The sequence below is a fragment of the Streptomyces sp. TBY4 genome (genome assembly GCF_024213195.1).
Classification (GTDB): Bacteria; Actinomycetota; Actinomycetes; order Streptomycetales; family Streptomycetaceae; genus Streptomyces.
Genome location: NZ_JANAVF010000006.1, coordinates 436,514 through 458,284 on the forward strand (window position 1 = coordinate 436,514; position 21,771 = coordinate 458,284).

General features: G+C 74.0%; 19 protein-coding genes and 1 riboswitch. Of the genes, 8 read left to right on the forward strand and 11 right to left on the reverse strand.

Features of this window, described 5'->3' with window-relative positions; genetic code table 11:
* Positions 1-38: 38 nt before the first annotated feature.
* From NLX94_RS17835 to NLX94_RS17850, 4 genes are all read left to right on the forward strand, one after another.
* Positions 39-662: a response regulator transcription factor gene (locus NLX94_RS17835; RefSeq protein ID WP_302169832.1), complete on the forward strand. Its 624-nt coding sequence runs from the start codon at positions 39-41 to the stop codon at positions 660-662.
* Between the two features lie 62 nt (positions 663-724).
* Complete coding sequence (locus NLX94_RS17840) at positions 725-2,179, forward strand: penicillin-binding transpeptidase domain-containing protein (protein WP_254383852.1); 1,455 nt, start codon at positions 725-727, stop codon at positions 2,177-2,179.
* A complete protein-coding gene (locus NLX94_RS17845; protein ID WP_308402446.1) occupies positions 2,164-2,757 on the forward strand; it encodes a GNAT family N-acetyltransferase in 594 nt (197 codons plus the stop codon). Before NLX94_RS17840 ends, NLX94_RS17845 begins: the two co-directional genes overlap by 16 nt.
* A gap of 81 nt (positions 2,758-2,838) precedes the next feature.
* Positions 2,839-3,549: a DsbA family oxidoreductase gene (locus tag NLX94_RS17850; protein WP_254383854.1), complete on the forward strand. Its 711-nt coding sequence runs from the start codon at positions 2,839-2,841 to the stop codon at positions 3,547-3,549.
* An 85-nt stretch (positions 3,550-3,634) separates the two neighbouring features.
* On the opposite strand, the gene NLX94_RS17855 is transcribed toward NLX94_RS17850, so the two are convergent.
* On the reverse strand, positions 3,635-4,723 hold the full coding sequence (locus NLX94_RS17855; protein ID WP_254383856.1) for an aminotransferase class V-fold PLP-dependent enzyme: 1,089 nt from the start codon (positions 4,721-4,723) through the stop codon (positions 3,635-3,637).
* A 115-nt stretch (positions 4,724-4,838) separates the two neighbouring features.
* Between NLX94_RS17855 and NLX94_RS17860 the strand changes: the two genes are divergently transcribed.
* Positions 4,839-5,954, forward strand: a complete 1,116-nt coding sequence (locus NLX94_RS17860; protein WP_254383857.1) for an amidohydrolase family protein — start codon at positions 4,839-4,841, stop codon at positions 5,952-5,954.
* Between the two features lie 37 nt (positions 5,955-5,991).
* Here NLX94_RS17860 and NLX94_RS17865 read toward each other — a convergent pair whose 3' ends face one another.
* Positions 5,992-6,540: a hypothetical protein gene (locus tag NLX94_RS17865; RefSeq protein ID WP_254383859.1), complete on the reverse strand. Its 549-nt coding sequence runs from the start codon at positions 6,538-6,540 to the stop codon at positions 5,992-5,994.
* A gap of 369 nt (positions 6,541-6,909) precedes the next feature.
* Here NLX94_RS17865 and NLX94_RS17870 point away from each other — a divergent pair, with 369 nt between their 5' ends.
* Positions 6,910-7,833, forward strand: coding sequence for an SCO1860 family LAETG-anchored protein (locus NLX94_RS17870; RefSeq protein ID WP_254383860.1), 924 nt, complete (start codon positions 6,910-6,912; stop codon positions 7,831-7,833).
* A gap of 15 nt (positions 7,834-7,848) precedes the next feature.
* On the opposite strand, the gene NLX94_RS17875 is transcribed toward NLX94_RS17870, so the two are convergent.
* Positions 7,849-9,078 carry a CapA family protein gene (locus tag NLX94_RS17875; RefSeq protein WP_254383861.1) on the reverse strand — a complete coding sequence of 410 codons (1,230 nt, stop codon included), beginning with the start codon at positions 9,076-9,078 and terminating at the stop codon, positions 7,849-7,851.
* A 206-nt stretch (positions 9,079-9,284) separates the two neighbouring features.
* Entirely contained in the window at positions 9,285-10,709 is a 1,425-nt protein-coding gene (cobC, locus tag NLX94_RS17880) for an Rv2231c family pyridoxal phosphate-dependent protein CobC (protein WP_254383862.1), read from the reverse strand.
* 134 nt (positions 10,710-10,843) lie between these two features.
* On the opposite strand from cobC, the gene NLX94_RS17885 reads away from it, so the two are divergent.
* The gene (locus NLX94_RS17885) at positions 10,844-11,590 is read left to right on the forward strand and encodes a ZIP family metal transporter (RefSeq protein ID WP_254383863.1); all 747 of its coding nucleotides are present in this window, start codon (positions 10,844-10,846) and stop codon (positions 11,588-11,590) included.
* Between the two features lie 26 nt (positions 11,591-11,616).
* Here NLX94_RS17885 and NLX94_RS17890 read toward each other — a convergent pair whose 3' ends face one another.
* The 7 genes from NLX94_RS17890 to NLX94_RS17920 all read right to left on the reverse strand — a co-directional run bounded on the left by NLX94_RS17890 (position 11,617) and on the right by NLX94_RS17920 (position 20,128).
* Positions 11,617-13,038, reverse strand: a complete 1,422-nt coding sequence (locus NLX94_RS17890) for a cobyrinate a,c-diamide synthase (protein ID WP_254383864.1) — start codon at positions 13,036-13,038, stop codon at positions 11,617-11,619.
* Positions 13,032-13,631: a cob(I)yrinic acid a,c-diamide adenosyltransferase gene (gene cobO / locus NLX94_RS17895; protein ID WP_254383865.1), complete on the reverse strand. Its 600-nt coding sequence runs from the start codon at positions 13,629-13,631 to the stop codon at positions 13,032-13,034. The genes NLX94_RS17890 and cobO overlap by 7 nt, the downstream gene beginning before the upstream one ends.
* Positions 13,631-15,724 (reverse strand): putative cobaltochelatase, encoded by a 2,094-nt coding sequence (locus NLX94_RS17900; protein WP_254383866.1) that lies wholly within the window; start codon positions 15,722-15,724, stop codon positions 13,631-13,633. Before NLX94_RS17900 ends, cobO begins: the two co-directional genes overlap by 1 nt.
* An 82-nt stretch (positions 15,725-15,806) precedes the next feature.
* Positions 15,807-17,330, reverse strand: a complete 1,524-nt coding sequence (locus NLX94_RS17905; RefSeq protein ID WP_254383868.1) for a cobyric acid synthase — start codon at positions 17,328-17,330, stop codon at positions 15,807-15,809.
* The gene (locus NLX94_RS17910) at positions 17,327-18,289 is read right to left on the reverse strand and encodes a cobalamin biosynthesis protein (protein ID WP_254383869.1); all 963 of its coding nucleotides are present in this window, start codon (positions 18,287-18,289) and stop codon (positions 17,327-17,329) included. The genes NLX94_RS17905 and NLX94_RS17910 overlap by 4 nt, the downstream gene beginning before the upstream one ends.
* 58 nt (positions 18,290-18,347) lie before the next feature.
* Positions 18,348-18,436, reverse strand: a riboswitch (cobalamin riboswitch).
* Positions 18,437-18,600: 164 nt separating this feature from the next.
* Positions 18,601-18,822 (reverse strand): hypothetical protein, encoded by a 222-nt coding sequence (locus NLX94_RS17915; RefSeq protein WP_254383871.1) that lies wholly within the window; start codon positions 18,820-18,822, stop codon positions 18,601-18,603.
* Positions 18,823-18,859: 37 nt separating this feature from the next.
* Complete coding sequence (locus NLX94_RS17920) at positions 18,860-20,128, reverse strand: inorganic phosphate transporter (RefSeq protein WP_254383872.1); 1,269 nt, start codon at positions 20,126-20,128, stop codon at positions 18,860-18,862.
* A 344-nt stretch (positions 20,129-20,472) separates the two neighbouring features.
* Between NLX94_RS17920 and NLX94_RS17925 the strand changes: the two genes are divergently transcribed.
* Positions 20,473-21,615, forward strand: a complete 1,143-nt coding sequence (locus NLX94_RS17925) for a prolyl oligopeptidase family serine peptidase (RefSeq protein WP_254383874.1) — start codon at positions 20,473-20,475, stop codon at positions 21,613-21,615.
* Positions 21,616-21,771: the final 156 nt, after the last annotated feature.

The window sequence follows — 21,771 nt, forward strand, 5'->3', positions numbered from 1 at the left end:
GGCCGCCGCTGCGGGTGGTCGTGGCCGATGACGAGCGGATGGTCCGGACGGCCCTGCGGGTCATCCTCGACGCCGAGCCCGACATGGAGGTCGTCGGGGAGGCGGCGACCGGAGCCGAGGCGGTGGCCGTGGTCCGGGCGCTCGCCCCGGACGTGGTGCTGATGGACGTGCGGATGCCGGAGATCGACGGCATCCGGGCCACCGAGCGGATCCTCGCCACCATGGCCGGGCCGCCCCGGGTCGTGGTGGTCACCACCTTCGAGAACGACGCCTACGTGTACGACGCGCTGCGCGCGGGAGCCTCCGGCTTCCTCCTCAAGCGGGCCGACCCCGACGAGCTGGTTGCCGCGGTGCGGCTCGTGGCGCGCGGGGACTCGCTGCTCTTCCCGGCGGCGGTCCGTTCCCTGGCCGCCGCCCATACCCCGCCGGGGGCCGCTCCGGCCGCCGCGCCCTGGGTCGCGCGACTCACGGAGCGGGAGGCCGACGTGCTGCGCCTGATGGCCACCGGGCTCTCCAACCAGGAGGTGGGGGAGCGGCTCGGAGTCGGCCCGCAGACGGTCAAGACGCACGTGGCGGCGGTGCTGGCCAAGACCGGCTCCCGGGACCGGACCCAGGCGGTCATCGCGGCGTACGAGGGAGGGTTCCCCATGAAGAAAGGCTGAGAACTCCGCCACAATCGGGGCAGAGCGGAACGGCTGGGGCGGCTGGGGCGTCCTTCTGGGGGATGAACAAGACGATCAGGCGTGCGTCGGTCTTCTGTCTGCTTCTGGTGCTGGCCCTCTTGGTGCGGGTCACCTGGGTGCAGGCGTACCAAGGCCAGGCCCTCGCAGACAACGACAACAACCGGCGCAACCTCATCGGGAAGTACGAGAACCCGCTGGGGAACATCATCGTGGGCGGGGAGGCGATCACCGGCTCCCAGGACACCGGCGGGAAGGACTTCCGGTACAAGCGGACCTACACCGACGGACCGCTGTACGCGCCGATCACCGGCTACAGCTCCCAGGCCTTCGGGTCGACCATGTTGGAGGGCATCTACAAGAACATCCTCAACGGCTCCGACAACCGGCTCAAGACGATGATGGACACGCTCACCGACAAGCGGGCCGCCCCCGGCAACGTCCTCACCACGATCGACAAGAACGTCCAGAAGGCGGGCTGGGACGCGCTCCAGGGCAAGCAGGGCTCGGCCGTGGCGATCGACCCGGCCACCGGCGAGATCCTGGCCATCGTGAACAACCCGTCCTTCGACCCGGGCAGCATCTCCGGCGCGGGCACCGCGGAGCAGAAGGCGTGGGACGCGCTCAACGCCGACGGCGGCAAGGCCATGGTGAACACGGCGCTGCGCAACCCGCAGGCGCCCGGCTCCACCTTCAAGCTGGTCACCCTGGCGGCGGCCATCGAGAACGGCCTGGTCACGAACATCGACACGCCGACCTCCGTGCCCGGCGACTACACGATCCCCGGGACCAAGATCAAGCTCAGGAGCGAGGTCACCGACGCGCAGTGCAACAACGTCAGCCCCCGCACTGCGCTCAAGCTCTCCTGCAACAACGTCTTCGCCGACTTCGCGCACAAGCTGGGCCAGGACAAGATGCGGGCGATGGCGGAGAAGCTGGGCTTCAACGTGGTGCAGAAGCTGCCCGTCTGGACCGACCCCGCGAGCAAGTACCCGACGAAGAAGATGTCCGTCGACCAGGTCGCGCAGACCGGTATCGGCCAGTTCGACGTCCAGGCCACCCCGCTCCAGATGGCGATGGTGAGCGCCGCGATCGAGAACGGCGGCAAGCTCGTCGCCCCGCACGAGGTCTCCGAGGTCACCGACTCCAACGGCAACGTGCTGGAGAGCTTCAAGAACCCGAAGTCCACGCAGGTGATGAGCGGTAAGACCGCCTCGATGCTGCAGGACGCCATGAGGACGGTCGCCACCGAGGGCGGCGGCCGGAACGTCCAGATCCCCGGTGTCGAATCGGGCGCCAAGACCGGTACCGCCCAGCGCGGCGTGGACAACAGCCTGCCGCCGCTCGCCTGGTACACCACGTACGGCAAGGCGGGCGGCAAGCAGATCGCCGTCGCCGTGGTGATCGTCGGGTCCGACACCGACCGCTCCGAGATCGCCGGCGGCAAGCTCGCCGCTCCCGTCGCGCAGAAGATGATGGAGGCGTGGCTGAAGAAGTAGCCCCGCCGGGCACGCGGGACGCACGGGAGCCGCGGGAGGAGCGCGCCGGGAACCGCGGGGGTTCCCGGCGCGTTTCCCCCTCCATGATCAGAGCCGCGCGCCCCGCCGATCTCGACGCCATCGCAGCCCTCCACACCCGCGCCCGCGCCACCTACTACCAGGGCCGGATCCCGGAGGAGGCCTTCAGCGGCGGGGCGGAGCTCGCGCGGACCCGCGAGGGCTGGTCCCGGGCGGTCGCCCGGCCCGGGGACGCCGGCGCGGTGCTCTGCGCCGAGCGGGACGGAGAGCTCACCGGGGTGGCGGCCTTCAGCACCACCGGCGGCGGGACCACCCTCACCCAGCTGCACGTGGACCCCGCGCACTGGCGCCGGGGCACGGGGGCGGCCCTGCACGCCGCCTGCCTGGACGCCTGGCGCCGGGCGGGCGTCCGCAAGGTCCGACTGGAGGTCTACGAGCACAACCTGCGCGCCCAGGCCTTCTACGCCACCCACGGCTGGCTCCCGGAACCCGCCGGAACCCGGACCGCGGGCTCGCACCGCGTCCTGTGGCTCGCGGTGGGGGACCCGTCCGGGGAATGAGACGGGCCCCCGGATGGTTGAAGGCGGAACAGTCGATTCCGTAGAGGGAATCCACAGAGGGAAGCAGAGGGAACAGGGAACATGCGCGTCGAGATCTGGAGCGACATCGCCTGCCCGTGGTGCTACATCGGCAAGGCCCGGTTCGCCAAGGCGCTGGCCGGCTTCGCGCACCGCGAGGAGGTCGAGGTGGTCCACCGCTCCTTCGAGCTCGACCCGAACGGCCCCAAGGGCCAGGTGGCGCCCGTCCTGGAGATGCTGGCCAAGAAGTACGGCCGCACCCTCGACGAGGCCCGCGCCATGGAGGAGCACGTCGCCGCGAGCGCCCGCTCCGAGGGGCTGACGTACCGGACCGAGGGCCGTGACCACGGCAACACCTTCGACATCCACCGCCTGCTGCACCTGGCCGCGACCCGCGGCCGCCAGGAAGAGCTGCTCGACCTCGCCTACCGCGCCAACTTCGGCGAGGAGCGCTCCGTCTTCGAACCCGAGGTCCTGGTCGCCCTCGCGGTGGAGGCCGGACTGGACGAGGCGGAGGCCCGCGCGGTGCTGGCCGACGAGTCCGCGTACGCCGCCGAGGTGCGGGAGGACGAGCGCGAAGCGGCCGAACTGGGCGCCAACGCCGTGCCGTTCTTCGTGCTCGACCGCCGCTACGGGATCTCCGGCGGGCAGCCCGCCGAGGTGTTCGCGCAGGCGCTGGAGCAGGCCTGGGCCGGCCGCGAGGTCACCTCGCCCGCCGCCCCCGAGGGCGAGGCGTGCGAGCCCGACGGAGCGTGCGCGGTACCGACCCCGTAAGGATGCGCCCCGGGCCGGCCGACCGGACCTGCCCAAGGCCCGGCCCGGCCTGTCACGGCCCGGCCCGGCTAGGCCCGGCTCCGGCTCAGGCGGTGGGCAGGGCCGCCGACCAGGCCGAGTCCGCCGCCGCGAGGGCTCCGGCCGGGTCCAGCGACAGGGCCCCTGCCAGGGCCGTCAGGCAGGCGCCGACGGTGTCCCGGGAGGCCGCCGTGCCGTAGTGGTTGACCCGGACCATCTCCCGGGCCAGCGCGCCGCCGCCCGCCGCGAGGGGGGCCGCCGGATCCGCCGCGAGGGCCTTCGCCACCACCAGGGAGGCCTCCGGCACCCGGAGGGTGGTGGCCACCGGGGCCGCCGCCGCGTCCAGGCCGACGTACGGGGCGATGCCCAGCGCCACCGCACCCGCGCGGGTCGCCGCCGCCGCGGCCGCGTGGCGGGCCGTCACCGACGGCAGGCCCTCCGCCGCGATGCGGTCGAGGCAGGCCTCCAGCGCCAGCATCTCCAGCTGCGCCGGCGCGTGCGGCAGCGCCGTGCGGCCGCCGTCGATCCAGCGCTCCTTCCAGTCCAGCAGGGAGAGGTAGGAGCGGCGCGGCGCCGAGGCGTTCTCCGCGAAGCGGGCCCAGGCGCGGTCCGAGACCGACACCGCCGAGACCCCCGCCGGTCCGCCCATGGCCTTCTGCGCGCCGATCACGCACAGGTCCACGCCCCACGCGTCCGGCAGCAGCGGCTCCGCGCCCACCGAGGCCACCGCGTCCAGCATGAACAGTGCCCCGTGGGCCCGTACGGCCTCGCCGATCTCCGCCACCGGGTTGGTGTTCCCGGTGGCCGCCTCCGCGTGGACCAGGGAGACGAAGTCGATCTCCGGGTGCTCCGACAGGGCCCGGTCCACCTGGGCTCCGGACACGGCGGTGTCGAAGGGGACCTCCAGGTCCACGACGTGCGCCCCGCAGTCGCGCAGCCAGTTGCCGAAGGTGGTCCCGTAGGGGCCGGTCACCACGTTCAGCGCGGTCGAACCGGGCCGTGCGCCCGAGCGGATGCACCCCTCCAGCGGCAGTAGCGCCTCGCCCTGGGTGATCACCACGTCGGCCCGGGTCCCGAGCAGCTCCGCCACCCCCCGCTCGATCGACGCGAAGCGCGCGGCGGTCAGGGGCGGGAGGTCCAGGAGGGGGTGGTTCACGGCGCCGCTCTCTTCGTTCTCTCGGTCCGGGCTCGTTCTCCCGGTCCGGGGCGTTCGTCCGGAATGCTCCGGACCGGTCTGGAGAGCCTACCGAGCCCCCACATAGAGTGCCGCCATGAGCGACGAGGTCAATGGAGACAACGTGAGCCCGGGGACGCTGCACGTGAAGGGCCGGGTGCTGGTCGGGCCCGACGAGGTCCGTGACGAGCTCTGGGTGGTCGGCGGCCGGATCTCCTACGAGCGCCCGCGCGGCGCCCGCGAGGTCACCGAGGTCGCCGGATGGGTCCTGCCCGGGCTGGTCGACGCGCACTGCCACGTGGGGCTCGACGCCCACGGACCGGTGGATGCGGACACCGCCGAACGGCAGGCCCTGACCGACCGGGACGCCGGCACCCTCCTCATCCGCGATGCCGGATCCCCGTCCGACACCCGCTGGATCGACGACCGCGAGGACCTGCCGAAGATCATCCGGGCGGGCCGGCACATCGCACGGACCCGCCGCTACATCCGCAACTTCGCCCACGAGATCGAGCCCGCCGACCTCGTCGCGTACGTGGGCCGCGAGGCGCAGCGGGGCGACGGCTGGGTCAAGCTGGTCGGGGACTGGATCGACCGCGAGGTGGGGGACCTGACCGCCTGCTGGCCGCGGGCCGAGGTCGAGGCTGCCATCGCCGAGGCCCACCGCCTCGGGGCGCGGGTCACCGCGCACTGTTTCGCCGAGGACTCCCTGCGGGACCTGGTCGAGGCGGGCATCGACTGCGTCGAGCACGCCACGGGGCTCACCGAGGACACCATCCCGCTGTTCGCGGAGCGGGGGGTGGCCATCGTCCCGACCCTCGTGAACATCGCGACCTTCCCGAAGATGGCGGCGGGCGGCGAGGCCAAGTTCCCGCGCTGGTCGGCGCACATGCGCAGGCTGCACGAGCGGCGCTACGACACCGTCCGCGCCGCCCACGACGCGGGCATCGGGGTCTACGTCGGCACGGACGCGGGGGGTTCCCTCCCGCACGGCCTGGTCGCGGCCGAGGTCGGCGAGCTCGTCAAGGCCGGGATCCCGCCGCTGGAGGCCCTCTCGGCGACGGCCTGGGGGGCGCGCGAGTGGCTCGGCAGGCCCGGCCTGACCGAGGGGGCGCCGGCCGACCTCGTGGTCTACGGGACCGATCCGCGGGCCGACGTACGGGCGCTGGCGCAACCGCTGCGGGTGGTGGTGAACGGCAGGGTGGTGGCCTGAGGCCTTACGGACGACACGGCGGGCGGCGTCGGCCCCGTCAGGCGCCCACCGGCAGCAGCCCGTTGATCGCGGCGACGGCGGCCTGCGGTTCGTCGGCGTGGCAGCGGACCGTACGCACCTCCGTGCGCCGCCCCAGCAGGCTCACGGCGGTGACGGGCCGGGTCAGCTCGATGGTGACCGAGGTCTGTGACGCGACGGCCACGTCGAGCACGCCGTCCTCGGCCTTGTTCGCGTCCGGGAAGCGGAGGTCGTAGCGGGCGGAAGCGATCGCTTCCAGGGGTATCCGGAGGTCGAGCCGAGCACCGCGCCGCACCCGCAGTCCGCCCGGCCCGACGACGTGCGGGCGCGTGACGGCGGCCGCGTGCAGCCCCAGGACCAGAAGCACCGTGTAGAGGTCGAGGACCAGCATGACCAGGTGGGGGACCGGGTGTTCGGCGAGCATGAAGGACACCCCGACCGTCTCGACCAGGAAGAAGAAGGCCAGCCCGTACGAGGTCGACGCCTGAGCACGCGCGTACCCGACGGCGATGTCCCCGTCCCCGACCCCGTGCGGGCGCCGGACGACCCACAGCCCGAGGCTCGTCATCCACCGCCCCTCGTGTGCCGCCAGCCGTCGCGTCTTCGTGATGAATGCCCCGCTCCCCATGCGCCTCAGTCAATCAGAGCGGCGGGTGCGGGAGTTGACGGGGCGTGACGTCGGCGGCCGTGTGGTCGTTGTGTATGCCGTGCGCGGTCCGGGGTGGCCCGGACTTCCGGGGTGGGAGGGAACTCCCGTTCCGGATGAGGCGTATGTAATCGAACCTATGCCTGGAAACCACCCTTTGGGGTGAACTCACGCCTGGTTCACCCCCGTTCACTCTCAGTGCGTAAAGATTCCGGGGTCGAGGCCGTCGGCGCGCGCAATGTCCCCCATTGGCGGCGCGACGGCTCCCATCTCCCTGGGGGTTCCACCACCTTGAACAGCAACACCTTCCGCATGCCCGTGGCCGCGCTCGTCGCCACGGGAGCGGTTGCCCTGCTCGCCGCCCCGCCCGCCTTCGCCACCGGCTCCGCCGGCTCCACCGGCTCCCACCCGGGCGGGGGCAAGGCCAGCGCCGTGGTCCTGCGCACCACGCTGGACGTGGGCCTGCTCAACAAGACCGTGCACGTCCCGCTGAACGCGACCCTCAACGAGGTCAGCGCCCCGGCCGACGCCGCGAAGACGGCGCTGACCGTCACCCTCGACGGGGTCGAGGGCGGAGCGCCGGTGAGCGTCCTGCGCGCCGACGTCGCCACCTCCAAGGCCACCGTCGACGACGGCCGCGCCGCGGCGGAGGCGAACCTCGCCAAGGCCCGGGTGCACGTCCCGGGGCTGCCCCTGCTGTCCGTGATCGAGGTGGAGAAGGTCAGCTCCAAGGCCGTCTGCGAGGCGGGCAAGAAGCCGGTCGCGAGCTCCAACGTCCTGGGGACGGTGACCGTCCTGGGCAAGAAGGTCACCCTCTCGGCGGGCGGCCCCACCAAGGTGGAGGTCCCCAAGGTCGGCCTGGTGGGCCTGGAGCTCTCCGCCGACCGGACCACCTCCACCACGGCCGCCGCGACCGCGCTGCGGCTCAAGGTGTCCGTGAACCCCCTCGACCTGAACGTGGCCGAGGTGGACGGCGAGATCGTGCTCGCCGAGGCCCGCTGCGAGTCCCCCGCCGCCCCCGCCCCCAGCGCCAGCGCGTCGAAGCTGCCCGACGTCAAGCCCCAGACGGCCACCACGGGCGGCTCCGGGACCCAGGCCGGCCTCGCCGAGACCGGAGGCGGCTCGCTCACCCCGTTCGTGACGGGCGGTGCCCTGCTCCTGCTCGGCTTCGGCGCCGCCGCACTGGTCGTGACCCGGCGCGGCAGGGCCTCGTAGGACCGTCCCGCAGGGCTACTCCGTCGCGCGCGTCAGGCCCTGCTCACCGGCGCCGCGTGACATCACGGCCTTCGTCACCTCGCGGTCGGCGGCGGCGTACGTGCTGTCGGCGGAGGAGGTGGCGGCCTCGCAGGAGGTGCAGACGACGCGGAACGGCGGCCGCATGTCCGAGAACTGGGTGAGGTACTCGGCCTTCACCACCTCCCAGCGGCCCGGATGCGCGGCCGCCGGGGCGAAGGTGAAGCGGGGGACCGAGGACATGTTGCCGCGGGCCTTCGCCGCCTCGTAGAAGCTGGCCACCTGGTCGCCCATGCCGTACACCACCCAGGTGCCGTTGACCTTCTCGTACGGCTGCGGCACGTGGTTGTGGGTGCCGAGGATCAGGTCGATGTCGGGGAGGCCGTCCGCCCCGCGCGAGGCGGTCAGCGCCTTGGCCAGGTCCTGCTGCTGCTGGTCCGGGGCCGTCTGCCACTCGGAGCCCCAGTGGACGCTGAGGACGACGACGTGCGCGCCGGCCGCGCGCGCGGCGCGGGCGTCGGCGATGATCCGGACCGGGTCGATCAGGTTCACGGCCCAGGGCTTGCCGTCGGGGAGCGGGACGCCGTTCGTCCCGTACGTGTAGTCCAGTTGGGCGACCTTGGCCCCGCCGGCCTCGAGCAGGGCCGGGGCCTGGGCCTCCTCGGCGCCGCGGGCCGAGCCGACGTGGCGGATGCCGACGCGGTCGAGGTGGTCGAGGACGCGGACGAGGCCCTCGTAGCCGGCGTCCAGGGTGTGGTTCGAGGCGGTGGAGCAGCTGTCGTAGCCGGCGTCCTTGAGGGCGTCGGCCAGTTGGTGCGGGGCCTTGAAGAGGGGGTATCCGGTGTAGGGGCCGCCGGGCCGGCCGTACGGTATCTCGTGGTGGCATATCGCCAGGTCGGCGGCGGAGACGAGGGGTTTGACCCCGGCGAATATCTTCCGGAAGTCGTAGCCGCCCCTCTCCCCGGAGTCCGCGGCGGCCCGCTGGATGATCGACGGGTACGGGATGATGTCGCCGGTTCCGACGAGGGTGAACGGCTTCCCGCCGGGGACCGCCGAAGTCGGGGCGGCGGCTGGGGCAGTGGCCGTGGCAGTGGCTGGGGGCGGGGCCGAGGCCGTGGCTCCCGGCTTGGGCCCCAGCCGCTGCCCGGCCGCCGCGCCGTCGCCGTCCTGGCCCGCCAGTTGCGTCACGCCGTAGGCGGCGCCTCCCACCACGGCCAGTCCGGCCACGGCCGCACCTATCCTGCCGACCGTCTTCATCCCCGTACCCCCGGTGTCGCGTGGTGCGCATGGTCACTGCCTGCGGGAATAGTCGCCCACCGGTGGGGGCGCCGCCATGCGCGACGCGGGCAAACGCGTCATTGGGGTGAGATCAGCGGAAACGTGCCCGCGCGCGGGCGGGCCGGCCCCGCCCGGCCGGCCCCCTCCACGCGCGGTCAGCGCGCCGCGAGGGCCAGGTCGAGGGCCTGGAGGAGGCGGCCCGTCGTCGCGCGGTCGCGGACCGCCAGCCGGAGCCAGGAGCGGTCCAGCCCCGGGAAGGTGTCGCCGCGGCGCACGGCGAAGCCCAGCGCGCGCAACCGGGTGCGGATCTGTGCCGCGCCCTCCACCCGGATCAGCACGAACGGCCCCGCCGCCGTACCCGCCACCGTGATCTCCTCGAACTCCGCGAGCCCCGCGAGCAGGTGCTCCCGGTCCACCGCGATCTGCCGGGCCGCGGCCTCCGCCTCGGCCAGCGCCGCGGGCGCCACGCAGGCCTCGGCCGCCACCAGCGCGGGCGTGGACACCGGCCACAGCGGCTGCGCCGCCGCCAGCTTCGCTATCACCCCGGGCTCGGCCAGCACGTAGCCGATGCGGAGCCCGGCCAGGCCCCAGGTCTTGGTCAGGCTCCGCAGCACCACCAGGCCCGGTACGTCCGTCCGCCCGGCCAGCGCCTCGCGTTCGCCGGGGACCGCGTCCATGAAGGCCTCGTCGACCACCAGGATCCGCCCGGGCCGGGCCAGCGCGGCCAGGGTCCGCGCCGGGTGCAGCACCGAGGTCGGGTTGGTCGGGTTCCCGACCACCACGAGGTCGGCGTCCTCCGGGACCGCAGCCGGGTCCAGCCGGAAGCCGTCCGCGGCCCGCAGCACCACCCGCTCCACCCGGTGGCCCGCGTCGCGCAGAGCCGCCTCCGGCTCGGTGAACTGCGGATGCACCACCACGGGCCGTACGGCGCCCAGCGCCCGCGCGATCAGTACGAACGCCTCCGCGGCCCCCGCGGTCAGCAGCACCCGCTCGACCGGCAGCCCGTGCCGCAGGGCCACGGCCGCGCGGGCGGCGCGGCCGTCGGGGTACGCGGACAGGACGTCGAGCGAAGCCGCGATCCGGTCCTTCAGCCACTGCGGCGGCGTGTGGGACCGTACGTTCACCGCGAGGTCGACCAGCTCCGGGCCCCCGTCCGCGACCTCCGCGTCCCCGTGGTGGCGCAGATCGTGCGTGTGGGCCGTGGCGACGGCGCAGGTGGCCGCCACCGACCGCCGCTTGGGTACGAGGAGTTCCCCGCCCCCGGCGAGTGCCGCGGCCTCCGCCACCGACGCGGTGCCGGCCGCCTCGCGGGCGGCGTCGGAGGGGGACGGCACCGGGATCTCGGCGAGGCGTTCGGCGGGGTAGCTCAGCAGGGGCACGCCGAAACGTTCCGCCGCACCCGTGATCCCCGCCTCCAGGGCCTTGCCCTCCACGGTGGCCAGGGCCGTCACCGCCCCCGACGCCAGCCCGGCGCCGCGCAGGGTCTCCTCCACCAGCGCGCACACCTCCGCCACGGACACGCCCGCGCGGCCACCGACCCCGACGACCAGGTGCGTCGCGTACTCGCCCATCAGGTTCATCCGTTCTCCGTCGTCGTGTTCGTGGTGCTGCTCGTGGTGGTGGGTTCCGGCTGCCGCCGGTCCGTCAACCGTCCGTGGTCCGCCACCCGGTCGCGGAAGTGCGCGGGCGGCGCGGAGTCGGTATGCAAGGGCACATGGCCGTGATCGTGGCGTTGGGTGCGTTCCTGATGACCCTGGCAGGCGGATGGACGGCGCAGCGCGTCACCGACCGCCGCCACCTCGTGCTGGGCCTGGCCGGCGGGCTGATGCTCGGCGTCGTGGGCCTCGACCTGCTCCCGGAGGCCATGCACGCCGCCGGCAGGGAGGTGTTCGGGGTTCCGCTCGCCCTGCTGCTCTTCGTCGGCGGCTTCCTCGCCGCCCACTGCGTGGAACGCCTCCTGGCCGTCCGCCAGGCCTCCCACGGGGGCGCGAACGGCGACGGGCACGGGGAGCACGGGGGCCGGGTCCCCCAGGTCGGCCTGACGGCGGCCGCCGCCATGGTCGGCCACAGCCTCGCCGACGGGGTGGCCCTCGGCGCCGCCTTCCAGGTCGGCGGGGGCATGGGCGTGGCCGTGGCCCTGGCCGTCATCACCCACGACTTCGCCGACGGGTTCAACACGTACACGCTGACCCGGCTCTACGGGAACGCCCGCCGCAAGGCCCTGCTCATGCTCTTCGCGGACGCGGCGGCCCCCGTCGTGGGGGCCGCGTCCACTCTGCTGTTCACCCTTCCGGAGGAACCGCTCGGGGCCTACCTCGGCTTCTTCGGAGGCGTCCTGCTGTACCTGGCCGCCGCCGAGATCCTGCCCGAGGCCCACCACAAGCACCCCGCGCTGTCCACCCTGATGTGCACCGTGGGCGGAGTGGCGGGGATCTGGCTGGTGGTGGGCCTGGCGGAGTGAGCCGACCGGCCCCGGGCGTCTCCGGTTCACCGACGGGCTGCCGCGGCCTCGGCGAACCTCAGGGCCACGGAGGGCTCCGCCGCCCAGTGCGTGTGCAGGTAACTGGCGTGCACGCCGTCCGCTACGAACCCCTCGACCCGGCGCTCCGGATGCGTGAAGCCCCACGCCGGCGCGGCGCCGGCCCCCGGCTCGATCACCGTGCGGTGGAACTCGTGCCCGCGCAGCCGGGTTCCGGCCGGTGCGAGGACGCTGTCGGAGACGGCGACCGCCTCGCGGTAGCCGAGCGTGAGCCGCTCCGACATCCGCGCGTCGGCGTCGAGCACCCCGCACATCTCTTTGCCGTCGAGCGAGCGTGCGAGGTACAGCAGCCCGGCGCACTCGGCCGCGACCGGGCCCCCGGCGGCGGCGAAGGCCGCGACGGCCTTGCGCAGCGGCTCGTTCGCCGACAGCTCGGGCGCGTACACCTCGGGGAACCCGCCGCCGATCACCAGGCCGGTGGTGCCGTCGGGGAGCGCCTCGTCCCGGAGGGGGTCAAAGGTGACCACCTCCGCTCCGGCGGCTCGCAGCAGCTCCGAGTGCTCGGCGTAGGAGAACGTGAAGGCGGCCCCACCGGCGACGGCGATGACGGGTGCGGCGCCGCCGCTGGGGCTCCGCCCCAGACCCCGCGCCTCAAACGCCGGCGAGGCTGGATTCTGCCGCTGCGCGGCAGCCAGTTCCGGGGACCACGCCTCGCAGGCCAGCGGCGGGGCCGTCCTGGCCAGGGCCATCAGGGCCTCCAGGTCGCAGCCCTGGCGGACCTGTTCGGCCAGGGCCGTCACGGAGTCGAGGGCATCCCGCCGCCGCTCGGCGACCGGCACCAGTCCGAGGTGCCGCGAGGGCGCCGCCACCTGCGGAGCCCGCCGCAGGACGCCGAGCACCGGCATCCCGGCTTCCTCCAGGGCCTCCCGCAGCATCACCTCGTGCCGGTCGGAGCCGACCTTGTTCAGGATCACGCCGCCGAGCCGCACCTGCGGATCGAAGGAGGCGAAGCCGTGCACCAGCGCCGCCACCGACCGCGACTGCGAGGACGCGTCGACGACCAGCACCACCGGCGCCCGGAGCAGCTTCGCGACCTGCGCCGTCGACGCCAGTTCGCCCCGCCCCGCGGCCCCGTCGTAGAGGCCCATCACGCCTTCGACGACCGCCAGGTCGGCCCCGGCCGCCCCGTGCGCGAACAGCGGAGCCACCAGCTCCGGTCCGCACATGAAGGCGTCCAGGTTGCGCCCGGGCCGGCCCGTGGCCAGCGCGTGGTAGCCCGGGTCGATGTAGTCCGGGCCGGCCTTGTGCGGGGACACGGTCAGGCCGCGCTCCGAGAAGGCCGCCATCAGCCCCGTCGCGACGGTGGTCTTGCCGCTGCCGGAGGAGGGCGCGGCGATGACCAGTCTCGGTACGTTGAACGAGGTCACCACTCGATGCCCTTCTGGCCCTTCTGGCCGGCGTCCATCGGGTGCTTGACCTTGGTCATCTCGGTGACGAGGTCCGCGAACTCCACGAGCTTCGCCGGGGCGTTGCGCCCGGTGATCACCACGTGCTGGGTGCCGGGACGGTTCCGCAGCACCTCGACGACCTCGTCCACGTCGATCCAGCCCCAGTGCATCGGGTACGCGAACTCGTCCAGCACGTACAGCTTGTGCGTCTCGGCGGCCAGATCGCGCTTGACCTGCTCCCAGCCCTCCTTGGCCGCCTGCTCGTTGTCGAGCTGCGCGTCGCGCTGGACCCAGGACCAGCCCTCGCCCATCTTGTGCCAGACGACGGAGCCGCCCTCGCCGGAGGCGCCCAGCACCTTCAGCGCGTTCTCCTCGCCGACCTTCCACTTCGCCGACTTGACGAACTGGAACACCCCGATCGGCCAGCCCTGGTTCCAGGCGCGCAGCGCCAGACCGAAGGCCGCCGTCGACTTGCCCTTGCCCGGCCCCGTGTGCACGAAGACGAGCGGGCGGTTGCGGCGCTGACGCGTCGTGAGTCCGTCGTCCGGAACGACGGACGGCTGTCCCTGCGGCATTACGCGGCCCTCCTGAGGGTCGGGGATGGAGTACGTACGTTCTTGACGAGCCCGGCCAGCGCATCGGCCCGCAGCCCGTCGAGGGTGACGGCCGGGCCGCCCAGATCGGCGGCCAGTACGCCGGCCAGCCCGAGCCGGACCGGCCCCGACTCGCAGTCCACGACCACGGAGGCGACCCCGCCGGCCGCCAGCAGCCGGGCACTCCGCGCCGAAAGGGCGCGCGGGTCACCGCCCACGGCCCCGGCCGAGGTGGCCCGCCCGTCGGTGACGACCACCAGCAGCGGGCGCCGGCTCGGGTCCCGCAGCCGCTCGATCCGCAGCACCTCGTGGGCCTTGAGCAGCCCGGCGGCGAGCGGGGTGCGCCCGCCGGTCGGCAGCTTCTCCAGCCGGGCCGCGGCGGCGTCGACGGAGGAGGTGGGCGGCAGGGCGAGTTCGGCCGTGGAGCCGCGGAAGGTGATCAGGCCGACCTTGTCCCGGCGCTGGTAGGCGTCGAGCAGCAGGGACAGCACGGCACCCTTGACCGCGCTCATGCGCTGCCGGGCCGCCATGGAGCCGGAGGCGTCGACGAGGAACAGCACTAGGTTGCCCTCGCGGCCCTCGCGGGTCGCCTGCCGCAGGTCGTCCTTGCGGACGACCAGCCCGCGCCCGGTGCGCCCGCGCGCCTTCTGGTGCGGGGCGGCGGCGTGCACGGTCGCCGCCAGGTGCAGTTTGGTCAGCTGGCCCCGGGGCCGCTGGGCCCCGGTGGTGCGGCCGTGCGCGGTGCGGGCGCGCGAACGCCGGCCGGAGGCGCCCTCGCCGAGGCCCGGGACGCTCAGCATCTTGGTGCGGAACGGCTCGGAGGCCCGTACGGGAGCCTGCTCGGCCGGACCGGCCGCCGTCCCGTTCTCCGGGGCCTCCTGGGCGGAGGGCTGCGCCTCGGGCTGCTGTTCGGGCTCGGCCGGGGGCTCCGGCTCCGCCTCGGGCGCGTCCGGCCCGGAGCCCTGCGGGGGTACGCCGCCCCCTCCGTCGGGGCCGCCGTCCGGGCCGCCGTCCTCGGGGCCCTCGCCCGGGCCCTCGGGCTCCGGCTCGGGGTCGGGCTCCTCGTCCGGGAACCCGTCCAGGATCCGGTCCAGCTTCTCCTCGTCGAGACCGGGCGCGTCGAAGGGGTTGCGGCGCCGCCGGTGGGGGAGCGCCAGCAGGGCGGCCTGGCGCACGTCCTCCTTGCGCACCTCGGTCCGCCCGGCCCAGGCGGCCAGCGCGGTCGCGGTGCGGGCCATCACGATGTCGGCGCGCATGCCGTCGACCTCGAAACCGGCGCAGGTCGCGGCGATCTGCAGCAGCGAGGTGTCACCGAGGCGCACCTGCGGGAGCAGCGCCCGCGCGGCCACCACCCGGGCGCGCACCTCCTCCTCGTCCCCCGACCAGCGGCCGGCGAAGCCCGCCGGGTCGTCCTCGTAGGCGAGCCGGCGGCGCACCACCTCGACCCGCTGCAGCGGCTCCCGGGAGGCGGCGACCTCGACGGTCAGTCCGAACCGGTCGAGCAGCTGCGGGCGGAGCTCGCCCTCCTCGGGGTTCATCGTCCCGACGAGCAGGAAACGGGCCGCGTGCCGGACCGAGACCCCCTCGCGCTCCACGTAGGAGGCGCCCATCGCGGCGGCGTCGAGGAGCAGGTCGATGAGGTGGTCGTGGAGCAGGTTGACCTCGTCGACGTACAGGATCCCGCGGTGCGCGTCGGCCAGCAGGCCGGGCTCGAAGGCCTTCACGCCCTCGGACAGGGCGCGTTCGATGTCGAGGGCTCCGACGAGCCGGTCCTCGGAGGCGCCGACGGGCAGCTCCACCATCCGGGCGGGCCGCGCGGCGGCCGGTCCCGGCTCGTGGGGGCCGTCGGGGCAGACGGGGTCCGGGGCGGTGGGCGCGCAGCTGAACCGGCAGCCCGGGACCACGTCCACCTGCGGGAGCAGCGTGGACAGGGCGCGGACGGCGGTGGACTTGGCGGTCCCCTTCTCCCCGCGCACCAGGACACCGCCGACCGCGGGGCTCACGGCGTTGAGCAGCAGCGCGAGGCGCAGGTCGGTCTGGCCGACCAGGGCGGTGAACGGGTAGGGCGTGCTCATGCGGTGGCCCCTTCTTGAGCGTGGGTACGGATACGCGTGCGCGGGCGGACGTGGACGGAGCGGCCCCGCAGGGACGGGGACGTCATGGCGCGCCCGGGGGGAGGAAGGGGAGGCCCGACGGGGCTCCGGACTCGATGAGGCGGAGCAGGGCGTCCGTGTCCGCGTGCTCTTCGATCAGGTCGCCGAGCAGGTCCAGCTGATCTTCGCGCAGGGCGGAGAAGGACGTGTCCGGGGCCGGGACGAAGCGGCGCCCCGAGGCCGAGGTGACCTCGCGGAGGAAGGCCCGGCGGAAGCCGTCCGACTCCAGCGAGCCGTGCCAGTGCGTGCCCCACACCGCCCCGACCCGGCACCCGTCCAGGAAGGGCGTCCCGCCCAGGACTTCGGCCACGCCGTGGTGGATCTCGTAGCCGGAGACCTCCTCGCCCAGCGCCGAACCGACCGGCCGCGCCAGGGTCTTCTCCCGCTCGAAGCGGACCCGTACGGGCAGCAGCCCGAGCCCCGCCACGGAGCCGGCCTTCGACTCGACCTCGTCCTCGATGTGTTCGCCCAGCACCTGGAACCCGCCGCAGATGCCCAGCACCGGCCGCCCCTCGGCGGCCCGCCGCACCAGCGCGTCCGCCAGCCCCCGCTCGCGCAGCCAGGCCAGGGCCTTGACCGTGCCCCGGGTGCCGGGGACGACGACGAGGTCGGCGTCGGCCAGTTCCTCGGCCCGGTCCACGAACCGCACGACCACCCCGGGCTCCGCCGCGAGCGCGTCGACGTCCGTGAAGTTGGACATCAGCGGCACCGCGCAGACCGCGACCCGCAGCACGTCCTCGCCCACGGGCGGGGCGACCACGGATTCCCGTACCGCCCCCCGCAGGGAGACCCGGAGGCCGTCCTCCTCGTCGATGCCCAGCCCGTGCTGGAAGGGGAGCACGCCGTACGTGGCCCGCCCGGTCAGGCCCCGCAGCATCTCCATGCCCGGTTCCAGCAGGGTCACGTCGCCGCGGAACTTGTTGACCAGGTAGCCCGCGATCAGCGACTGGTCCTCCGCCGACAGCAGGGCCGTCGTACCGAAGAAGGACGCGAAGACCCCGCCCCGGTCGATGTCGCCGACGACGACAACCGGGAAGCGCGCGGCCCGCGCGATGCCCATGTTCACGATGTCGGTCCGGCGCAGGTTGATCTCGGCCGGGCTGCCCGCCCCCTCGCAGATCACGGCGTCATACGTGCCCCGCAACTGCTCCAGGCAGTCCGTGACGATGCCGAGGAGCTGTTCCTGACGCCCCCCGTGGTAGCCGCGCGCGCTCATCTCGCCCACCGGCTTGCCCAGCAGCACCACCTGGCTGCTGCGGTCGCTGCCGGGCTTGAGCAGCACCGGGTTCATGAGCGCGGTCGGCTCCACGCGGGCCGCCTGGGCCTGCATGGCCTGCGCGCGGCCGATCTCGGCGCCCTCCCTCGTCACGAAGGAGTTCAGCGACATGTTCTGTGCCTTGAACGGGGCCACCTTCACGCCCTGCCGGGCCAGCCATCGGCAGATGCCCGCCGTGACCACGCTCTTGCCCGCGTCCGAGGTCGTACCGGCGACGAGGAGACCCCCGCCGCGCTTCGCGCCGCCGCTCATGCGCGCCGCCCCTTCCTGGTCAGACGGGAAACCAGCGTCCGGGCGGCCACACAGGCCCCCAGCGCCACCCACGTCACCTGGCGCGACAGCCGCACCGCCCGTTCGATGTCGGCGACCTCCACGGGCCGCCCGGTCTCTCCGTTGAGCACGGCCCGGTGTTCGACCCGGCCCGCGTACGCCAGGGTTCCGCCCAGCCGTACGCCGAGCGCCCCGGCGAAGGAGGACTCCACGGGCCCGGCGTTGGGGCTCGGGTGCTTGGCGGCGTCCGCGCGCCAGGCCCGTACGGCTCCCCGCCGGTCGGGCCCGGCCAGTACGGCGGCCAGGGCCGTCAGCCGGGCGCCCGGCCAGCCGGCCACGTCGTCGAGCCGGGCCGAGGCCCAGCCGTAGCGCAGGTGGCGGGGGGACTTGTGGCCGACCATCGCGTCGAGGGTGTTCACGGCGCGGAAGGCCAGCAGCCCGGGGACGCCCGCGACGGCGCCCCACACGAGGGCGCCGACCACGGCGTCGGAGGTGTTCTCGGCGACCGATTCGACGACCGCGCGGGCCATCTGCTGCTCGTCCAGGGCCTGCGGGTCGCGCCCGCACAGGTGGGGCAGCCGCTCGCGGGCCACCTCGGCGTCCCCGGCGGCGAGCGCCCCGCCGATGGCGCGGGCCTCCCGGCCCAGCGAGGTGCCGCCGACGACGGCCCAGGTGGCGGCGGCGGTGAGGGCGATCCGGGCGGCGGCGGGCCGGGAGCGCACGGCGCGGGCGCCGAGCGCGCCGACGGCGGCGGCGCCTCCGGCGCACAGCAGGGTGTGCAGGGCGCCCCGCGCGCGGTCGTCGCGCCACAGGGCGCGTTCGACGGCGGCGGCGGCTCGTCCGAAGGCGGCCACGGGGTGCCCCCGGCGCGGATCCCCGAGGATCCGGTCGCCGATCAGGCCCGCCGTGACGCCGTACGCGAAGACGCGATCGGCACGCATGGTGGCAGGTATGTCCTCACTCAGGGTCCGCGCCCTGGTTCGACGTGTCCGGCGGCGAGAGTTCCTGGCTCCCGGCCGCACCGGCCGAAGGCCGTGTGCGCCGGTGACAGTGGCGGGACCGCGCCGGATTCGCACCGGACTTCCTCTCCATGCCGCCGTAATGGCTCGGGCAGTCCACCACGCAGCGCGAAGGCCCGTCAACTCGCCGTTGACCTGCGCCGGGGTGGTGGGGGAGGGGGCTCCGGGCATGCGAAAGCTCCCCGCGGGACGAACCCGGGGGGAGCCTTCGTACAGGAGTGGTGTCCGGCGCCTCAGGCGACGATCAGGTAGATCCCGTAGGCCACGGCCGCCGTGCAGAGCGCGAAGCAGGCGTACGCGCCGCTGCGGGCCAGGGTGGCGGCGCCGCCCTGCTCGGTGGCGGCCTCGTGCTTGGAGAGCCCCATCAGACCCAGGGTGAACAGGGTCACCAGGACGACGGTGGCGGAGAGGCTGACCCCGAACACGGAGCCGAGCGCTGCCCAGTCGATCTTCATACCGCTGAATCCTCTGTCGTTCTCGGGACCGGGCCGGTCAGACCGCGGCGGCCGGAGCCGCGGGGGTCGTCGCCGCGGCCGGGATGGTGGCCTTCAGTTCCTCGTCCGTCACCGCGGCGGTGCTGCCGGCGGCGGCCGTGGTCGCGGGGACGGCGACGGCCGCGATGGCCGTGGTGACGACACCCGGCTCCTCGGAGCCGGCCGGGGCGACCTCGTTGACGTTGGTGTGGTCGACGACCTGGCGGCGGGAGATCAGCCAGATGGCGACGCAGGAGCCGACCAGGAAGACCGTGACGCCGGCGACGCCGATGTCCCCGGTGCGCATGACCAGCTCAGCACCGGCGGCGACCAGGGCCGCGGCCGGGAGGGTCAGGCCCCAGGCGATGAACATGCGGGTGGCGGTGGACCAGCGGACCACGCCGCCCTTGCGTCCCAGACCCGAACCCATGACGGCGCCGGAGCACGCGTGGGTGGTGGAGAGGGAGAAGCCGAGGGAGGAGGAGGCCAGGATGACGCTGGCGGCCGAGGTCTGGGCGGCGAAGCCCTGCTGCGGCTGCAGGTCGGTGAGGCCCTTGCCCATGGTGCGGATGATGCGCCAGCCGCCCAGGTAGGTGCCCATCGCGATGGCCAGACCGGCGGAGACGATGACCCAGACCGGCGGGTTGGAGCCGGGGGCGAGGGCGCCGCCGGCGACGAGCGCCAGGGTGATGATGCCCATCGTCTTCTGCGCGTCGTTGGTGCCGTGCGCCAGCGAGACGAGGCCCGCGGAGGCGATCTGGCCGGCGCGGTAGCCCTTGGCCGAGGTCTTCTCGCCCATGCCGTCGCCGACCTTGTACGTGACCTTCGTGGCCAGGTACGCGGCGAAACCGGCGACCAGCGGAGCGGCGATCGCGGGGATCAGGACCTTGGTGACGACGACGCTGCCGTTGACGGCGCCCATGCCGGCGGAGGCCACGGCCGCACCGATCAGGCCGCCCATCAGGGCGTGCGAGGAGCTGGAGGGCAGTCCGACCAGCCAGGTGACGAGGTTCCAGAGGATCGCGCCGACCAGGGCGGCGAAGATGACCTCCGGCTGGATGCCTTCCTCGTTGACCAGTCCCTTGGAGATCGTCTTGGCGACCTCCACGGACATGAAAGCGCCGACGAGGTTGAGCACGGCGGACATGGCCACCGCGGTCTTGGGCTTGAGGGCGCCGGTCGAGATGGTGGTGGCCATCGCGTTGGCCGTGTCGTGAAAACCGTTCGTGAAATCGAACACGAGAGCGGTGATGATCACGATCCCGAGGAGAAGCGTTATGTGCTCCATTTACCCAGGCTTCTGTTTGACGTCAGTGGTTCGTGGACCGTAGGCAACCTGGATGAACGGAAGGTGAACTGACAGGGTTCGGACGGTGTACCGGTCCGGCACCCGGTGGGGACCTTCGTCCCGGGAAGAGCGTTGATATATCGATTAATGCATGTCACGCCGGGGTGTCCGCACGTTTCGGGAAGGGACTTCCGGTAGCGGCCGCGGTGCGTCCGGGGTCCCCGAAGAGATCTAGATCACCTCGAGCGGAACCCTTTCGTCACCCCTCCGTCGCCCCTCCGGACCCCCGGTCGGAACGATCTCCTCCGGTGGCCCGCCGAACCGTCCGCCCCGACACTGGAGCGGTGCGTACCGCTACAGCGACGGCAGCGGCCGTCACCACGACCCTGCTCGGTGCCGGCGCGGCCGCCGTCACCGCCGCCGCGCTGGCCGGCCGGTACGCCGCCGACGCGGCCCTGCGGACCGAGCCCGGCCGTCCGCTCCCCGGCGGCCCCCGGCTCAGCGTCCACTCCACCGCGGCCGGCCGGGTCGAGCTGACCCGCTCGCTCGCCTCCCTGCGCCCCGGCACCTACGGGCTCACCGCGCCGGGGGTGCACGCCGTCGTCGGGCCCGTCCTCCCGGATGCCCTGCACGGCCCCGACACCGTGGTGCGCAGGCTCGTCGCCGTCACCCACGGCAGCCTCGACCACGGAACCCGCGTCACCCTCACCCCCCAGGTCCACCTGGGCGACCCGGGCACCGCCCTCGGCCTCGACCACGCCGACGTGGACGTCCCCGGGGAGCTCGGCGCACTGCCCGCCTGGTTCCTGCCCGGCGCCCGCGACACCTGGGTGATCACCGTCCACGGGCTCGGCGCCACCCGCGAGCACCCGATGGTGGTGATGCCCTTCCTCCACCGCAACAAGCTCCCCGTCCTGGACCTCGGCTACCGGGGCGACCTCGGCGCCCCCGAGTCGCCGGACGGCCTCGGCCACCTCGGCGAGTCCGAATGGCGCGATCTCGACGCCGCCATCCGCTACGCCCTGCGCTACGGCGCCCGCCGCGTGGTCCTGCACGGCTGGTCGACCGGCGCCACGATGGCCCTGCACGCCCTCGAACGCTCGGCGCTGGCCGACCGGATCTCCGGGCTGGTCCTCGACTCGCCCGTCCTGGACTGGCACGCCACCCTGCGCGCCCTCGCCGCCGCGCGCCGCACCCCGGCCCCCCTGCTCCCGTTCGCCGTCAAGGCCGCCGAGGGCCGGGCCGGCCTGCGCGCCGACCGGCGGGCCCCGGGGTCGGATCCGGCCGCGCTGAGGGTCCCCGTACTGATCTTCCACGGCCCCGACGACACCCTCGCCCCCTGGGAGCCCTCGCGCCGGCTCGCCGCTGCCCGACCCGACCTCGTCACCCTGCACTCCGTTCCCGACGCCTCCCACGGGGCGATGTGGAACGCCGACCCGGCCGCCTACGAAGAGGCGCTGCGCCGCTTCCTGACCCCTTTCATGTGACGGGCCGGTGACGGGCCGGTGGCCGGCCGGGTGACGGACCGTCGGGCGCGCTGTCCGAAGACAGTAGGGGCGGGCGGGGCAGGGAGGGGGAATTGTCCCCTTCTGTCCCTCCGGGGCCTTGTGGCAATGGCTGGTTCCGTTTGGGCTTTCGGCCAG

Excerpts from the sequence above, each read along its gene's own strand:
- NLX94_RS17915 (WP_254383871.1), bottom strand. The coding sequence starts at position 18,822 with ATGAAGATCGACTGGGCAGCGCTCGGCTCCGTGTTCGGGGTCAGCCTC.
- NLX94_RS17860 (WP_254383857.1), top strand. The coding sequence starts at position 4,839 with ATGAGCGACGAGGTCAATGGAGACAACGTGAGCCCGGGGACGCTGCAC.
- NLX94_RS17910 (WP_254383869.1), bottom strand. The coding sequence starts at position 18,289 with ATGCGTGCCGATCGCGTCTTCGCGTACGGCGTCACGGCGGGCCTGATC.
- NLX94_RS17840 (WP_254383852.1), top strand. The coding sequence starts at position 725 with ATGAACAAGACGATCAGGCGTGCGTCGGTCTTCTGTCTGCTTCTGGTG.
- NLX94_RS17920 (WP_254383872.1), bottom strand. The coding sequence starts at position 20,128 with ATGGAGCACATAACGCTTCTCCTCGGGATCGTGATCATCACCGCTCTC.
- NLX94_RS17835 (WP_302169832.1), top strand. The coding sequence starts at position 39 with ATGGTCCGGACGGCCCTGCGGGTCATCCTCGACGCCGAGCCCGACATG.
- NLX94_RS17900 (WP_254383866.1), bottom strand. The coding sequence starts at position 15,724 with ATGAGCACGCCCTACCCGTTCACCGCCCTGGTCGGCCAGACCGACCTG.
- NLX94_RS17885 (WP_254383863.1), top strand. The coding sequence starts at position 10,844 with ATGGCCGTGATCGTGGCGTTGGGTGCGTTCCTGATGACCCTGGCAGGC.
- cobO (WP_254383865.1), bottom strand. The coding sequence starts at position 13,631 with ATGCCGCAGGGACAGCCGTCCGTCGTTCCGGACGACGGACTCACGACG.
- cobC (WP_254383862.1), bottom strand. The coding sequence starts at position 10,709 with ATGAACCTGATGGGCGAGTACGCGACGCACCTGGTCGTCGGGGTCGGT.
- NLX94_RS17865 (WP_254383859.1), bottom strand. The coding sequence starts at position 6,540 with ATGACGAGCCTCGGGCTGTGGGTCGTCCGGCGCCCGCACGGGGTCGGG.
- NLX94_RS17905 (WP_254383868.1), bottom strand. The coding sequence starts at position 17,330 with ATGAGCGGCGGCGCGAAGCGCGGCGGGGGTCTCCTCGTCGCCGGTACG.
- NLX94_RS17850 (WP_254383854.1), top strand. The coding sequence starts at position 2,839 with ATGCGCGTCGAGATCTGGAGCGACATCGCCTGCCCGTGGTGCTACATC.